Here is a 16,268-nt window from a genome sequence, read left to right as displayed (position 1 = left end):
ATTAAGAGCTTATGTAAAATATTTTTGTATTATTGGCGTTCATCAGCTGTATATGCCACTTAACCAGTTATACATGATATGAGTATCAATGCTATAATATTGCTAAGACACAATATCATGGTAGAAACGATTAAGCTAAATTCAATAGGCGGGATGAGAAGATGAGGGTAAAACATTCAACCGGTATCTATGCTAGCTTTGATAGTTTTATTGAGGTCTCTATCTTAAATAATAACAGTCTGCTCAGTGAACAAAAAGAAATATTTACTGTTGAAAACATTGATGCATGTATTAATAGGTTCGTGGATAACGCCAAAGAAGGTAAAAGAAATTATGAAGATAAGATTAAAGAGCAATTTGGTGATGCTTCTGATGATGTTAAAAATGTTTTTGCACATGCAAATTGGCTTTGGGCTATGGCAGTAAACGATATTACTGTTGATGGAAAGAAACGGGCTGTGAAAATTTGTATGCCAGAGAATATGACCGTTGGAAGTAACCATTTCTTTGGAGGGTTTGGTTCAGCAGGCACGTATCATAAGCAAAATAAATATTGGGAGATCGTATTTAACTTACGATTAATAAGATATCTGAAACTACATAAACCAGAGAGTCTGCAAAGCGCAAAGCAAATGATTGAAACAGTATGTTTATATGGTAAGTACCAGAAGCCCGACGCGGAAAAAGCTGTCAAAGAAATTTTTACACTAAGAGAAGGAAAAGAACTGCCAACTTGTGCGATGTATAATATTTTGCTCCATCTTTCCAAGCCGGAATTTTATGAACGTATTGCATCTGATGCGCATAAAACGCTGATTGTAGACAGCTTTGACGTGTTGTTAGATCCGAGCAGTTTCGATGCCAAGAATTTAGATGAAAAAATTTTTGAGATTAGAAGTAAGTTAAACGATAAAAATGGCATAAGCAAAGATTTCGATTTTTATGATGAAGAAAAACTGTTGCGAATATGGAATCCTTGGATGTCGGATTCAGAGTACTCAGAGTATCAAGCATTAAAATATAAAAAATCAATTATCCTTTATGGGCCTCCTGGTACGGGAAAGACGTTTTCTGCAAAGTCAATTGCTGAGTCATTTGTATTGCAGGAAGCATTCAAGCAGGATAAAGCGAATCTAACCAAGTATTTTGATGGAAAGCTTGATGTGTCCGATAAGATACATCGACTTCAACTGCATCCGAACTATAGTTATGAAGATTTTATCGCCGGGACACAGATTTACCAGGGGGAGACAAGGCCAGCCGAAGGTTATTTCTTGAAATTATGCAAACGAATCAAGGATGATGCAGATAAAGTGCCCCATGTATTAATTTTAGATGAGATTAATCGAATTGATCTATCACGGTTATTTGGAGAAGTATTTTCTGCCATTGAGAATCGTGAAGAGGAAATTGATTTGGTTTTAGGTAATTTTAAAGTAATCATTCCTGAAAATATATATATTATTGGGACAATGAATGAAATAGATTTTTCGATTGAACGTATTGACTTTGCTCTGCGAAGGCGTTTTGCATGGTTTTTTTACGGTTTTGACAGAAGTATGCTAGCACAAATAATTGATTCGAAAAGAGGAACTATGCGGTTTAAAGAAGAACAATTGGAAAAGTATATTAATAACGCCGAAAAGCTAAATGCCCGTATAGCTGCCATGGATGAATTAGGCAGGCAATATGAAATTGGACATACGTTTTTTGCAGATATAATAGAAGTTGCCCGTGGGTTTAAAGGTAAACCCGGTTACATAGAAAAGATACCTGTTTACAAAGACAAGGGACCCGCCCAAGTTATATGGAATTTAAACATCAAGCCGATGATAGAAGCGTTCTTAGGAAACAAAGATAAAAATACCTTGCAGGAAACGCTAAGTGATCTAGAAGGAATATACTTTAATGTTGGATAGCCAGGTAATTAGAGCGAAGGATTGCTTAACTTTTGAGGTTACGTCTATATGTGAAGAAGCAATTCGCCATTTTGCGCATTCCTATGATTGCACAAAGAATGTTTTCAGATTTTCACCTAAGCGTTATGCTGACGATGATGCTTCTAAGGTATTAGAGTATGATTACTGGCAAAGGATGTGGCGGGCAGGGCGCTATGTTGGTAACGCAAGTTTCAGTTATAACAATCGGAATTATGACATTGTTATAGAGCCACGGTATGGAGAACTGTTCCTGTTCAAGATGATAGAAGAAATATTCAATGTTAAGTTGGTGACTTCAAATGCAGCATTACAAAGAAAGAACGATTTTGGCTTCTTGATAAGGCGGCTAATCTCTTTTATTTGGCTGCATAAGTTGGCAAATGCTAATAAGCATGGGCTTCCTCGTCATAACGTTAAGAAAAATTACACAGGATATAATGTTAAAGGACGAATCAACGTTAAAAAATCAGTTATTTCTTTGCTTACAAAGGAACAAGTTGTTTCTGAATTTTACGAGAAAGAGATAGACGAAACCATAGCCAGGATACTAGTACAGGCTTATTGGATCTTAGTTAAGGATTATGAACTAGGGATATTAAGCCTTCCGGATAACGCTCGTGAAATAATCAACCTTTTAAAAAGCTCTCGGTTCTCAAGTCAGAGTGTTAGCCAAAACGAATATGACAGAATTAACTATAAAGAGATTTACCAGTCATTTAGAGAAGTAGTAGATTTCTCCTGGGATATAATAAATAATAAAACACCATCAAAGTCCGTATGCACACAATCACAGAATGGCTTTAGTTTTTTTATCGATATGGCAGAAATCTGGGAACTGTATATTCGTACAGCATTAAGCAAACATCTTAAAAAGGATAAATGGAAGGTAATGTTGGATTATGCTGTAGTTTATGAAGATACTTTTTTCAAAAGATGTCTGATACCCGATATAGTTGTGAAAAGAGGCGCTGATGTTGCTGTTTTTGATGCAAAATACAAAGCCATGAATTATAGCAGTCTGGATGTTGATAGAAATGACTTTTTTCAAATCCATACCTATATGAATTATTACGCACAAGGAAAAAGATTACTGGCTGGCGGTTTGATTTACCCCTTAGAGAAATCTCTTCCGTTAAATTGTAAAAGTGATTCTCTATTCAGTTCAAATGAGACAAATGCTACATTTTTTATCGATGGGTTTAATGTTACCGATGCAGGAGAGTTCGAAAAAGAGAAAATGGAATTTCTACAACGAATTTCTGCGGTGCTCGCTATTACAAATACATAAATTATCAAAAATCCCAAGCCGAGTAAAGGGCATTACAAAACGTTGCTGGGGGATGAAAAGATACCTTCATTTCAGGATAAATTGCAACCGGGTAATCGATGCCGCGCTAGAGCAAAAGCCCTCCGAAATTGGAATGCTAATAGTGGCATGTCCACTCGTTACAACAATAGCAGGGAAAGCTGCAGCGCGATTCGGGAATCGCCCTGTAATGATTTTTGGAATGATTAGTTTTGGCATTGAATGCTTTACTTCATCTTACAGCCCTATTGGGTTGCAATAAAAATTGCTATTTTAAATGAAAGTCTTGCCCCTCTTTCAAACGTCAAATAATGGAATCGTCCATAATGCTGCAATCATGGCATTGGCAAAGCCCGAACAGCGTGGAGTAATTTCAGGACTTTTGAATCTTGCGTGTACATTAAAGGATGGTAAGGAGAAATATAAAGGAATTAGTTTCTTTGGGTAGTATAATTATATATACCGTTTGAAAATGGAGGAAAGCATGAGTATAAAAAAGATACACTTTGCTGAAATTGCTCAGACAGCTTTAGAAGATAGAGCCACTGGTGGTAGATGTCATAACTGTTATTTAAGTATAAGAGAATATGTAAATCTTATAACTGAAATCAATACCCATTCAAATGAATTCCAGAGAAGAATAATAAGTATAAAAAAAAGTTTGATCTATCAGAAGCTTGTTAAGGATCTCTTAAGAGGAGTAGTAATACCAACAATAAGTTTGTTTTTTGACGATGTTAATATGATTGTACAGGATATGGAGATTGAGGAAGAAAATGTTCAGGTGTTGGATGGTTTACAAAGGACAAATTGCATTTTATATGCATTAAAAATACTGTCCAGGAAAACTGAAGACGATTTAAAAATATTAAGCACACCGAATATATTAACTATAGATCAATTTTTAGACGACATAAAAATAAGAGTTGAAATTTGGACTAGCTTAACTGTTAATGGTATTTTGTATAAAATGGTATCTCTTAATGCTGGGCAAACACCAATGGATTTAGAACATCAATTTGAAATTTTAGAGTTACCACTTAAACACGAATTAAATAGCAAATATCAAATAGAAATTTTTACTCGGGAAGAGGAAAGAAAGAGAAGGGAAAGTTTAGGGTTTAATATATCAAACTTAGTTGAAGGGATCATTGCTTATAACACTGAGAGCATTTTTCCGAAAAAACAGGCTACTGCTATTTCTATTATGGACAGTTTGGATATAAAGAAGAATCTTCAAGAATCTGCCTTTGTTAAAAATGACTTTTTAATGCAAGATCTTGTTTGGGTAATAGACACATTACATAAAAAACAAATAGAAAAATATGATCGGCAAGTGTTAGAAAAGTTTAAAGGTATTTTTGCAGATTCAGATGTTTTCTTTATTCCATTTATGGCCGCTTTAGGAAAGGCAAGAAAGGATTGCGATGATGAACAATTTAATCGAAAAAAAGAAAGGCTAATTAATTTATTAGACAATGGCGACTTAGACCCCTGGAGTCTACAGAAGTATGAAGCGAGTAGTGAAAAAATCAAATCAAACATTGGCCAAAAAAGAAGAAGGATGGTTTTTTATACTTTTCTTATGTACTTTACAACTGTTGATTATCTAGATTGGAATTTAGGAAGCAACTTTATTTAGTATTTTGGGGGATATTATGACCAAAGCGGAAAACACAAAAAACTGGATTGAGACAAAGTTTAATGAATGGATTCAATCACACAGTAATTACATAATTACTAATGCCACTATTGATGGAGATTTACTAAAAATAAATTTTCAGGATGATACTTTTGATTTTGAAATGAACTTATCACCTGAAGAAATTGAAGAAATAGCCCTTATAGATGACGAATTAAAAAACAATGGTTTTCAAATTGCGTTGACTAATCAGAAAATTATAGATAATATTTTTAATTTGGAAGAAAATAAAATTATTAGTCCCCTACTATCTAATAATAGAATCATAAATTTAGAGAAGAAAAAGAGTCGTTTAAAGTTATTATGTAATCCTGAAGGTGATAAAGTCATTACATCCCAACTGTGTATGGAAGTTTCGTTGCGATTAATTTATTTATTAGTAGAGATGAATTTCCGCACTAAATTTAGCCCTGAAATAAGTAGATTTGCTAGTTATAAAAGTGATTTAACAGATTGTTTTGATGAGTTTAGTTATATTTTAATTGATTTTCAAAATTATAATGAAGAAATGCCAGACGAGGAAAAGGTATGTAAGTTAATAAATGTAATATTTTATTACAATACAATAATTGATATTTTAATCATTCCAGAAGGATTATCTAATAGTACTAAATTGTTAAAATTCAAACTTAATGAAACTGGGGACGATGACTGCACTAATTTACCTTATCGACAATACGATTTAGAAAGTCTCATTTATTATTTGAGTTCTAGTACTCATGATGATTTTCGGTTTGAGTATTTAGACTTATACCATGTACTGGAATACTATTTTGATAGGTCAGCCTTACACAATATCAATAATCTAATTAAAAAGAACCTGGGAAATCCAACACTTTATTTTAAGGAAGATGAAATTTACAAATTATCTAAAGAAATCAAAGATATTATTGTTGTAGATAAGAAAATTTATAAAGAAGAACAATCACTATTATTAGTCCTAAAGCTTATTTCTCTTGAAACTATAGTAAGAAAAGCTGGAGAAGAAACTGCAGAATCAATAGATGTTAAATTGCCTGAAATAAAGGAAAATAACATTCAAAGACTTTATAAAATTGAGATTAAATATAATAAAACAAGTCATAAATCCCACATTCCGTACCCTTAAGGAAATAAATCAATAATTATTACAAACAGATAAACTTAGGCTGAAATTTAAATATTTTTTGTTGAAAAATGCAATGGTAATAGATGTTTTTTTTGCAGGAAAAACAAGCAATGATGTCAAATGCCTCCTTAATAGATTAGGGGGGTAAGTAAATGGAAAACCAAATACTACAAAATATTAATAGCTTACAGGTGGGGCCCAGCGCAATAATAGCTGCACTTACCCGAGAAATAAATTTAGTACAAATCATTAACAATCAGGTAATCTGGGATGAAAAACAATGTAATAATTCACCAGGCCTTTATGTAGAAGCCATGATTATAAACATATTGACAGACCGAAAACCTTTGTACCGAGTATCTGAATTTTTTAAAGATATGGACGTAGAAGCATTATTTGGTCCAACGGTACAAGCAACTGATTTCAACGACGATGCTTTAGGAAATACATTGGATCGATTAGCTGAATCAAATCTAGACCATTTGTATTCTAACATAGTTTTACAAGCACATTTAAAACACCGTTTTAGAGTAGATTTAGCACATGGTGATACTACATCCATTACTGTTTATGGAGATTATGCCAATGCTTCGTCGGAGACATTAAACATAGTTCGAGGATTTAACAAAGACGGCCATCGGGACTGTAAGCAAATAGTAGCTGGTGCAGTAGTAACTCCCGAAGGAATACCTCTTATGGGAACAATAAACGATGGCAACTTAAACGATGTGAAATGGAATCAACAAATAATCGAACAATTGCCGGAAATGTTAAAATCACTTAATAGTCCAGAAACCATATACGTAGCTGATTCAAAACTGGTTACCATAGATAACCTAAAACATTTAGCCAAGAAAAACATTCGCTTCATATCCCGAATTCCTGAGACATTTGGAATAGTACCGTCACTTAAAGATTGGGCCTTTCGCCAAGATAAGTGGCAAGAAATAGAGAATATATCGCTGGATAAAAACGCTGCTGTATATAAGCTTCAGTCCATAAAAGTGAAATTGGGCGACCGTCGTTACCGGTTTATTATCGTACATTCATCAAATCTTGATCAAAAGAAAGAAAAAACATTGAAACGTACTGCTGAGAATGAACAGAAAAAATTAGAAAAAATCTGTAAAGAAATTGGTAAACGAGAATTTGCTTGCGAAAAAGATGCCATCTCGTACTTAAGACATATGAAAAAGAAACAAGACGGACAGTTCTACCATTTAGATGCAGAAGTAATTGCTGAAGAAAAAAAAGGTGTAGGGCGCCCCAAAACAAAAGAAAAGTCCCCCGTAAAAATAATTTATCGCATAAAGGCTATAGTTAGTGTAATGAATGAAACGGCTTGGCAAATGGCAAAAGAAAGGGCATCAACATTTGTACTGATCACCAATTTAAAAAATCCAAGGGAAAATACAGCAGAAACAATCCTTCGGCATTACAAAGAACAAAACACAGTGGAAATGCGCTTTCGCTTTCTAAAAAACCCCGCAATATTAGGTCAAGTCTTTTTGAAAAAGCCGTCAAGAGTAAAAGCACTTGGATATATATTCTTGATAACCCTGTTAATTTATGCACTTATGGAACGTAGAGTTAGACAAAATCTAGCAGCAGAAGGGAAAGCCCTTCAATTAAGCTATCGTTCAAAAGTTAAACAACCAACAGGAATGTTGATTTTGCAAGAGATGACGAACTTTACAATAATTCATATTACCTATAAATTAGGAAAGAAAGAGAGATATTTACCAACCAAAACAAGCAAACAACAATTAGAAATAATCCGGTTGACAGGATTTGATGAGTCGATATACCTAAAAGAATTATATATAGTATCATAAACCCATAACTACTCACCCTAAAATGTTAAATTTGTTTATTTAAAAACATTAAGGTGGTTTGCATTTATTGCAATGTAAATATATTGAATTAATGTAAATATAAAATTCAATAGTAAGGTATAAAAAGTGTAAATTCAATAATATGTCATGTTAATAAAAGTAAATTTATCGGCCTAAAGCAAAATTGCTTGTGTTTGTATATGCTAGATGCGGAACGTGGGATAAATTTATCTTTAATGGAAATGAAAGCACTAACGAAAAGATCTTAGAAAAGTTACAAGAAAGAATTTATTCTCTTAGAAACGCTATAGCTCATTCCAAGGAGGAATTTGATTGGAGATTAAAGCCAAATAGTAGAGAAATTAAATTGTTAAAGAAAGAAGATTTAGATTTAATAAAGAAATTAAGTATTGAAATAATTCATTATTTTGCTAAATGAGTTATATCTTATATAATTGCAACAGCTTACTTTCTATAACCATTGAAACTCGGAAATGTGTACCCAAAGCTATTTTAGTGATATAGGTTTTCTACTTAAGAAACTAATAAATAAGTAACACCCCCCTTGACTAATATCACTTATTGAGTGATGAATGCTTGTCAAGGGGGGGATATAATTTATGACTGATGAACAAAGGCAAAAGATTAAATCATTGCGCTATCAGGGTTTCGGCTATAAAGAAATAGCAAAAGCCATTGGATTATCAAGAGACACGATTAGGGGTTATTGTAAAAGAAACGGCTTGCATGGATTTGCAACAGAGTTAGTGGCGGGATATAAAAAAATAATGAAAGAGGAGTTCTTATTTACTCTTTGTCTTAATTGCGGCAAAAAACTTGAGCAGAATAGCTTAGGACGCAAGAGAAAATACTGCTCAATGAACTGCAAAGCAGAGTGGGAAAAAACTCACCGAAAATCATACACTTCTTATTGTGAGTATTGCGGTAATGAATTTAAAACCCTGGGGATTAAGGAGCGAAAATACTGTAGTCATAATTGTTATACCAAAGACCGATTCTGGCGAGAAGAGGATGCTGCAGAAGTTGCAAATAAAATCCTGGAGTTCAAAAAGGTGAACCATTTACCGAAATGGCTTAAGGATTTACTCTTGGCAAATAATGAAGCATAAGAATTTCCGGATAAATCAAATAGCTAACATTATCAACTTATTAAGATATCGGAGCTAGTGTCCGACCTTTTTGAGAGTTCAGTACCTACCAACTTGAGGTTGGCTCTTAAAGATATGTGAAACATTACGAAAATCTATTTTGAAAGGTAGTATGGTAATGCTTCAAGAAGTTGAACAATTCAGAGAGGATATGTTAATACGTTTATACTATATTCAACTTGTTATGTCACTTACTCCAAAGGGGCATGGTAGTCTCATTGATAAATCAGTAAAACAGGCTATTATAGATCTCGGGGATTTTCTGAAAAATTGCAGTGATCAAGAACTAGACATGAAAAGGGATTCAATTAATGAGCTACTTGTGAATTTATATAATAATTATAAACAGTATTTTAAACCCAAAAAGGGAATGAAAAGAATTGGTTTAGAATTTAATGAGTTGTTTAAGAGTAATCAAGATTTATACTTAATCGGAATAGAGTATGGTTGGCTTGATGAACGACTTGATTTTTTAATACCACTTCCAGAGAATCTTCCATATCATACTAAAATAGGTATTGGGCATCATGCCTATTGCATAAACATTGAGGAAGAGTTCTTAATTAGAGATGCATTTTTTATGTTAGTTAATGCTGAGAAGATTTATAAAAGGATGCATTTATTAGCAAGTAAATACAAAACTGAAGATTTAGACATCGATAGTGATGAGGAAAGAGAACTATTTTCTAACTTTAATCAGACAATATCTACATACAGCAGATTAGGTCTTCTAAGTTTTTATTCATTTATTGAAGCATTTATTAACAGTGTGGGTTACGACTATGCACTTAGAAATAAAAATCATTTAACAGACAGTGAGAGAGAAATACTACTTGGTAAGAAAAAGGGTTCTTATATTTCCTTGGAATATAAAATTGAAAAGTATCAAGAAATAATAAGAGATGATAAAAAATCAATTATCAAGACATTAGATATGAATCAAATGAAAGAGCCATTTCTAACTCTTCTTACACAAATAAAAGGTGTTAGAGATTCGTCAGTTCATTATTCACCGGTTAAAGAAAAAATTTGGAATAAACCTGACGAATGGATTTCTAAAATAAAGATAACTTCTCAATTAAGTGTTGAAGCGGCTATTCAATTTTGGAATGCTTGTTACCCACAAAAGGAATTACCAGAATACCTACATAAATTAAATTACGAGAAGCATTATTCAATTGCAGAGAGAAGATTATCAATGATTAGCGATTCTTAAGGGTGTCATTGCTTCGAATAACAAGGTGTTCCCGTAACTTAGCATAGATGAAAGTAGTATGACGCTACGTGAACACTCAGGACGGTAAGTAAGATTAGTCAAAGACCGTGCTACCGTGCTGTTTTGATTTAGGTAGCACAGGTAGATCGAATGCAAGGCCATTTCAGATTATTCAGGGGGTATATGTCATTTAAAAAAGCGCAAGGATAAGTTGCAGTGGGTATGCGCAAATTGAATTATGGGGCTACAGAGTTTTTGCGTGAAACAATAAAGCCTGGTAAAATGAGCAATTTCAAAAATTCTAGCCTGTAAATCATTTAATCATTTTGCGTATTTGGTATAACCTTACACCCCCGCCCCCCCCCCTAAAATACCCCCCTCTGAAAGATAAACAATTTTGAGTATTTGTATCACCTAGCAGCCAAAACACATGTGGAGTGCTGTGCATTACTATATAGGAAGGATTATAAGGTTGGGGAAAAGGGTAAAAAGGTTACGGTTGAGGTTGGGATGGATAAGTAGGAGCTAAAAACGAATCTACATATGTTAAAGGGCATCTGCCGGGAGGGGTAGGTGTTTTTTAATATGGGTGGATTAGTAAAATTCTCAGATACTATCTAAATCGTTCTACTCTATCTTTCGATTGAGGTAAAAGTGTAGATATTGAGGAATGCGCCTATCCATCGCTATATTGGAAGTATATATTGAACAAATTTACATATTGTTGAGATTAGCTACAAATATAAATGTCAAACGGGGCATTACATTTGAAATTAAGTATTCGCCTTTTAAATTTCTAAACGTAAAAATTCATTCACAAATAAAACACACTTGACAAATATTAAGATATATGTAAAACTACTATTATAAATTTTAATAGAGAGGTAATGAGATGGGTGAATTATTAATCAGTGATAAAATTCCGGAAAATTTTTGTAGGTACATAGTTAACTGTATTAATGTGGCTCTTAAAGATGATTATAAGAGATATATGCAAGAATTTCACCCAGACACAACAAACGGAGTTCCCAAGTGTGTACATGATTGGATTAATAGTAACCTTGTAAAATATTTACCACCAGAATATAGAATGTTTAAATTTAACAGATATAGTTGGAAAAGTAATATGGTAGTAGATGATAAGAATAAAATTGCATACACAATAATGCGGCAAACAGGATTAAAGAGAGTTAAAAACAAAAACAAGAATAGAACTTCACCACATTATTTACAAACTTTTGTAACAATATTAAACGCAGAATTTGAAGCAAGGTACAAACAATTAGCGTTTACAGAGTTTTATACAGAAATATATGATCAAGATACTTTTTTAAATGATTTTAATTCGCTTTGTGGTGAAAATTTAAAAGCAGCACAAGGTTATAGGCATTGTTTAATTGCATTTCACACTCAAGCTGGTCAATTGTCTGATGTTAAAGCATGGGTTCTTGATAAAGACCTAGATGTATATGATGAAATGTGCCTTAATGATTATATCAAACCGGATTATAGTAAGCTTACTGAGGTTGTTAGTTTAACAGAACACTCAGAATTGCCTCAAGCTAATTCTAACGAAGGCTTGTTGAAATTTACAGATAAGAGTCTTGTTAAATTAAAGCAAACTTCAAAAGAATTATAAAACTATAAATTTAGAGAGATGAGTACATGAAAAAGCAGAAGAAATTTAACGGAGAGCGTCTCAAAAGTGCAAGGATGTATAATGGGTATACATTAACGGAGCTTTCTAAAATTACAAATATAAGCAAACAATCACTCTCTCTATATGAAAATGGAAACAACAAGCCTGAATGGGATAATATCTCAAAAATATCGGTAGCTTTAGGATTTCCTCGGGACTTCTTTTTACAAGAGAGTGATTTTAAAGTTAGTACCGATGCGACATATTTTAGAGCATTAACAAGTGTAACTAAAAAAGATAGAACCGCACAGAAGATCAAGCTTGAGTATCTATCTCAAATATATTTAACGCTGTTTGAATATATTGATTTTCCTTCATTAAAAATTCCATACATTGACTTTTCCTTAACCGAAGTTTTTGAAACAGATGAAGAGTTACAGAATATAGAAGATGTTGCTGATAAAATAAGGAAATATTGGGGATTGGGATCTGAGCCTATACTAGATTTAAGATATATTCTTGAATCTAACGGAATGATTGTAACGAGTTTTGATGCTGATGCGGAAAAAATAGATGCATTTAGCCAACGTACTAATGTTAATAAGGGTGAAGTTTACTTAATCGCAATATCCGCATATGGGCAAACAATTGCTAGAGCTAGGTTTGATATGGCGCATGAATTAGGTCATATCCTATTACATCCATGGAGTGAGGATTTAGAATTAATCTCTAAGGAAGAATTTCGAGCAAGGGAGCGCCAAGCAAACATTTTTGCTGGAGCATTTTTGTTGCCAAAAGAAACATTTAGACAAGATGTTTCTCCATACCCGACTACACTTGATTACTATTTACATCTTAAGAAAAAATGGAATGTTTCTATTGCGGCCATGATTTACAGAGCATATCAGCTAAAAGTAGTTACAAATAATCAGTTTCAATATTTGATGCGTCAGTTGTCGAAGAATGGGTGGAGAAAAAATGAACCTTTGGATACTGAATATAAACTACAAAATAATATTTTGCAATCAGCTGTAGATATGTTGATAAATAATAATGTTTTTTCAGGTAAGCAACTTTTAGCTGAATTAGCTCAGAAGGGGTTATCAATGTATCCTGAACAAATTGAAGATCTATTATGTCTGAAGCATGGAACACTATCTAAGGGTGAAGAGGATAAATCCCAGATTATACATTTGAAAGATTATATCCCACCTTCCGCAAGATAAAAATCTAAACCTGTAAAATAGTGGAGCATAAATAATATTAATTACAACCATAAAAAAAACTGATCCATAAACTGGAAGGATCTCTGTTTTTTGTGTCGAATTATCACTAATAAGAATAAATATTAGTGAGGGATCGTCATGGACTTACAACCTATTTTAGAACAACTAGCTAAATTACCCCCCGAAATATTGATGAAGATAATGCCCGAATTAAAAGTAGAAGTTCCGAAGGCAGATCCCTCAGGTGCAGTACTTATCGGTGTCTTTTTAGCAAGAAGCCTGGGCATCGGTAAAATAATTGACAACTTTATAGGCGAAGAATATGTTACTTATGAGCATCTACGTGAAGACAGAGCCAACGGTTCTAAATGTCGGGTAAGTACTGGTTTGGCATGTGAAATAATGGTTGGCGACATGCTGGGCAGAAATAAAGATCTCACCCGTTTATATAAATTTGAAGAAGCTTGTGAAAACTGGCAAGTCGAAACAATACTCGGTATACCGTCCGAAAAATTTAATGATGACAAAATGGGTAGAGCCCTTGACGCTATAAACTCAAATGCAAAATATATGGCTAATGTATTGCAGGATATTGTTTTATCAGCATCCAAGAAATTTGGAGTTCCACTTAACACTTTTTACAATGACACATCCTCCATTCCAGTCTCTGGTGTTATGGAGGATAACGATAAAGTTCAATACGGGTATGGTGGTCTACCGGGTTTAAAACAATTAATCCTTAATCTTACGATAGCCTCTGGTGCATCTTTGCCGGTAACATCATCAATTGATTCCGGTAATGTTCAAGGCGGTACGACTTTTGAGCGTTCATTCGAGAAGGTTAAAGAGATTACCGATGACCAAGAATTTGAGATGATTATTGATCGTGGTATCCTAACCCAAGATAATATGCATTTGATGCTTACTAATAGCAACCAAAAGGCCTTTTTTATAGGTCCACTCAAGGATGAGCTATCAAAGAATTGGGTCTTAGAGCAATTAAATGAGGCTAAAAAAGATGATTTTGCTGCTATTGACTATCGCTCTAAGAAAGAAATAGAAAGAAATCTACCCAGACACTACGAGGCGTTAGAGACAAAATATACGTTTAAGGTAAAACTTGAGCCTCCCTCAGAGGGTAGTAAGAACAAAAAGCAACTCAAAAAAAGTAAGCGAATATTTGCGACACATACTATAAGGGCGGTTATTTATTGTGATTTAAACAAAAAACCTAAGGAACAAGAGCGTCGTCAAAAGCGTATAACCAGCACAGAAGATGCATTAGTAGAACTAAATGGTAAGCTCAACAAACGTAACTTAATTACGAAGGAAGCCTGTGAAAAAGCAGTAGATAATATTTTTAAAGGGCAGCCTGAAATGCGTAGGCTGTTTAATGTAACAATTAAACTAAATCAACATAATGCTATTGTTATGTCCTGGTCAAAAGATGAAGCTATAATTCCAGAGCTTGAGAAAACCGACGGTATCTTTGTGCTTTTAACCAACCATGACAAAGAGAAGGTTGATGCTAATGAACTGCTTACCCGCTATCGTGGTAGGAACGACATCGAAATCAGTTTTAGGTTTTTGAAGGGTTCTCTTGATTTACAACAAGTATTCCTTCGCAATCCTGAAAGAGTAGATGCCTATTGCTTTTTAAAAGTATTGGCTATGCTTGTGCTTAATTTAGCAGCCTGGCTGTTAGCTAAAAATGGCAAAAAGATGTCTCCCCAAAAATTACAGAGAGAACTTGGCGACCTAACTATCTCAGAACAAAGGTTGCAGCCTATTGGTATACACCATTGGAATGGGACGAATATTCCTAATACTATTGATGTATTGGTTAATCTGTTTAACTTACCACATCCACTTGAATTAATAGAGGTTATTAATTCAGCAATCAATTTTTCTTATCATATTGAGAAATGGTTTAAGGATAATTTTAGAAAATAAGGTTTGGCAGTGGTTCCCAGTTTACTGATCCCTTAGTGCGAAACCTGGGTTATATAAATTAATTTTACCCATGTGATCTATTTGTAGTTCAGAAAATAATGTAATCATGAATTTAGGGCATCTGCTAATAGGGGCAGGTGCTTCTTGTAAGTTACTAATTTAATAGTCAATCATTCTTTATTTGCCATAGTAATTAAGATGAAAAGGGTGAGGTGATTTGGTACATATGGGTAAAACTTTTCCTAAAGATATAATGGACTGTATGAAAGAATGTATACTATCAATATTTTGGCCTAAGAAGGATATAATAGATTTCTTTAAAAACAGCGGTTGTACGGGTAGAGAATTATTATCTGAGAGTGTATATGATAAAATGTTTAGGAATAGCATTGTTGATACAATGTTTGATAGGCTTGAGGCACGAAATGATGGTGGTATAGGTCAGTTTAGGTCTATGTTAATGTCTTTAACTCAGTGGGATTATTTTAATTCATATTATTTTGATACAATCAAAAAACTTAATAGAAACATTGCTAAACGGAATATTAACCATCTAAAACAATTACAGGAAATAAGAGATAGCCGAATCAAACAGGAAAGGCAGAAAAGAGAAGAGTTTGAGAAAAAATCTAAAGAGATTAATACAACGATTAATGATTTAAAAAATATATTTTTGAAACTTTTTAGTAGCAAGGATGAAGCTGGTAAGGCCATTAATCTTCAGCAGCGTGGATACCTTTTTGAGGATTTTTTAAGAAAGTTATGTTTGTTTGAAAAGTTAGAAGTTACTGAACCTTTTAAAATCGTGGGAGAGCAGATAGACGGATCTATTAAGTATGATGGAGAACATTATATTATTGAGGCCAAATGGAATGATAAATTAAGCGCATCAAATGACCTTTATCAATTTGCACATAAAGTTGAAGGTAAGATGTATGGTAGAGGTATTTTTATATCGGTTAATGGATTTTCTGATGCCTCAGTTAGTGCACTTCAAAATGGTAAAGCATTAAAAACAGTTTTAGTCGATGGTGGAGATATTGTTTTAGTGACAGAAGAAATGTATACTTTTAGAAAAATGTTAGATATGAAAATCAAGGCGGCACAGACAATGGGAAGAATTTATGTTGATTCCCTTAGTATGAAAGAAAAATGCTCTTAAAATATATGTAGA

At 33.4% G+C, this 16,268-nt stretch carries 12 protein-coding genes; all 12 read left to right on the top strand.

The genetic code is table 11. The features are described from left to right. The first annotated feature begins 161 nt into the window (after positions 1 to 161). The 12 genes from DTOX_RS10940 (at position 162) to DTOX_RS10885 (ending at position 16,256) form a co-directional block, all read left to right on the top strand. Positions 162 to 1,919, top strand: a complete 1,758-nt coding sequence (locus DTOX_RS10940) for an McrB family protein (protein ID WP_015757752.1) — start codon at positions 162 to 164, stop codon at positions 1,917 to 1,919. After that, positions 1,909 to 3,228 (top strand): 5-methylcytosine restriction system specificity protein McrC, encoded by a 1,320-nt coding sequence (locus DTOX_RS10935; protein WP_015757751.1) that lies wholly within the window; start codon positions 1,909 to 1,911, stop codon positions 3,226 to 3,228. Before DTOX_RS10940 ends, DTOX_RS10935 begins: the two co-directional genes overlap by 11 nt. Before the next feature lie 502 nt (positions 3,229 to 3,730). Beyond that, positions 3,731 to 4,888 (top strand): hypothetical protein, encoded by a 1,158-nt coding sequence (locus tag DTOX_RS10930; RefSeq protein WP_015757750.1) that lies wholly within the window; start codon positions 3,731 to 3,733, stop codon positions 4,886 to 4,888. Positions 4,889 to 4,904: 16 nt separating this feature from the next. After that, the gene (locus tag DTOX_RS10925; protein ID WP_015757749.1) at positions 4,905 to 6,056 is read left to right on the top strand and encodes a hypothetical protein; all 1,152 of its coding nucleotides are present in this window, start codon (positions 4,905 to 4,907) and stop codon (positions 6,054 to 6,056) included. A 152-nt stretch (positions 6,057 to 6,208) separates the two neighbouring features. Next, complete coding sequence (locus DTOX_RS10920; RefSeq protein ID WP_015757018.1) at positions 6,209 to 7,891, top strand: IS1634 family transposase; 1,683 nt, start codon at positions 6,209 to 6,211, stop codon at positions 7,889 to 7,891. Positions 7,892 to 8,081: 190 nt separating this feature from the next. Beyond that, positions 8,082 to 8,330 (top strand): hypothetical protein, encoded by a 249-nt coding sequence (locus tag DTOX_RS10915; protein WP_015757748.1) that lies wholly within the window; start codon positions 8,082 to 8,084, stop codon positions 8,328 to 8,330. A 181-nt stretch (positions 8,331 to 8,511) separates the two neighbouring features. Further along, entirely contained in the window at positions 8,512 to 9,021 is a 510-nt protein-coding gene (locus DTOX_RS10910; protein WP_015757747.1) for a helix-turn-helix domain-containing protein, read from the top strand. A 157-nt stretch (positions 9,022 to 9,178) separates the two neighbouring features. Beyond that, positions 9,179 to 10,276, top strand: a complete 1,098-nt coding sequence (locus tag DTOX_RS10905; protein ID WP_015757746.1) for a hypothetical protein — start codon at positions 9,179 to 9,181, stop codon at positions 10,274 to 10,276. A gap of 892 nt (positions 10,277 to 11,168) precedes the next feature. Beyond that, the gene (locus DTOX_RS10900) at positions 11,169 to 11,915 is read left to right on the top strand and encodes a DUF5986 family protein (protein WP_015757745.1); all 747 of its coding nucleotides are present in this window, start codon (positions 11,169 to 11,171) and stop codon (positions 11,913 to 11,915) included. Positions 11,916 to 11,941: 26 nt separating this feature from the next. Then, positions 11,942 to 13,141 carry a helix-turn-helix domain-containing protein gene (locus DTOX_RS10895; protein WP_015757744.1) on the top strand — a complete coding sequence of 400 codons (1,200 nt, stop codon included), beginning with the start codon at positions 11,942 to 11,944 and terminating at the stop codon, positions 13,139 to 13,141. 138 nt (positions 13,142 to 13,279) lie between these two features. Next, positions 13,280 to 15,094: an IS1634 family transposase gene (locus tag DTOX_RS10890; RefSeq protein WP_015756115.1), complete on the top strand. Its 1,815-nt coding sequence runs from the start codon at positions 13,280 to 13,282 to the stop codon at positions 15,092 to 15,094. 226 nt (positions 15,095 to 15,320) lie between these two features. Then, entirely contained in the window at positions 15,321 to 16,256 is a 936-nt protein-coding gene (locus tag DTOX_RS10885; protein WP_015757743.1) for a restriction endonuclease, read from the top strand. Positions 16,257 to 16,268 lie beyond the last annotated feature (12 nt).

Origin of the sequence: Desulfofarcimen acetoxidans DSM 771, from assembly GCF_000024205.1 — a bacterium.
Taxonomy (GTDB): domain Bacteria; phylum Bacillota; class Desulfotomaculia; order Desulfotomaculales; family Desulfofarciminaceae; genus Desulfofarcimen; species Desulfofarcimen acetoxidans.
This window is presented reverse-complemented; position numbering and strand designations above follow the sequence as displayed.

What these genes read in the sequence shown, in the direction of transcription:
- DTOX_RS10940 (WP_015757752.1), top strand. Translation starts at nt 162, where the DNA reads ATGAGGGTAAAACATTCAACCGGTATCTATGCTAGCTTTGATAGTTTT.
- DTOX_RS10935 (WP_015757751.1), top strand. Translation starts at nt 1,909, where the DNA reads ATGTTGGATAGCCAGGTAATTAGAGCGAAGGATTGCTTAACTTTTGAG.
- DTOX_RS10930 (WP_015757750.1), top strand. Translation starts at nt 3,731, where the DNA reads ATGAGTATAAAAAAGATACACTTTGCTGAAATTGCTCAGACAGCTTTA.
- DTOX_RS10925 (WP_015757749.1), top strand. Translation starts at nt 4,905, where the DNA reads ATGACCAAAGCGGAAAACACAAAAAACTGGATTGAGACAAAGTTTAAT.
- DTOX_RS10920 (WP_015757018.1), top strand. Translation starts at nt 6,209, where the DNA reads ATGGAAAACCAAATACTACAAAATATTAATAGCTTACAGGTGGGGCCC.
- DTOX_RS10910 (WP_015757747.1), top strand. Translation starts at nt 8,512, where the DNA reads ATGACTGATGAACAAAGGCAAAAGATTAAATCATTGCGCTATCAGGGT.
- DTOX_RS10905 (WP_015757746.1), top strand. Translation starts at nt 9,179, where the DNA reads ATGCTTCAAGAAGTTGAACAATTCAGAGAGGATATGTTAATACGTTTA.
- DTOX_RS10900 (WP_015757745.1), top strand. Translation starts at nt 11,169, where the DNA reads ATGGGTGAATTATTAATCAGTGATAAAATTCCGGAAAATTTTTGTAGG.
- DTOX_RS10895 (WP_015757744.1), top strand. Translation starts at nt 11,942, where the DNA reads ATGAAAAAGCAGAAGAAATTTAACGGAGAGCGTCTCAAAAGTGCAAGG.
- DTOX_RS10890 (WP_015756115.1), top strand. Translation starts at nt 13,280, where the DNA reads ATGGACTTACAACCTATTTTAGAACAACTAGCTAAATTACCCCCCGAA.
- DTOX_RS10885 (WP_015757743.1), top strand. Translation starts at nt 15,321, where the DNA reads ATGGGTAAAACTTTTCCTAAAGATATAATGGACTGTATGAAAGAATGT.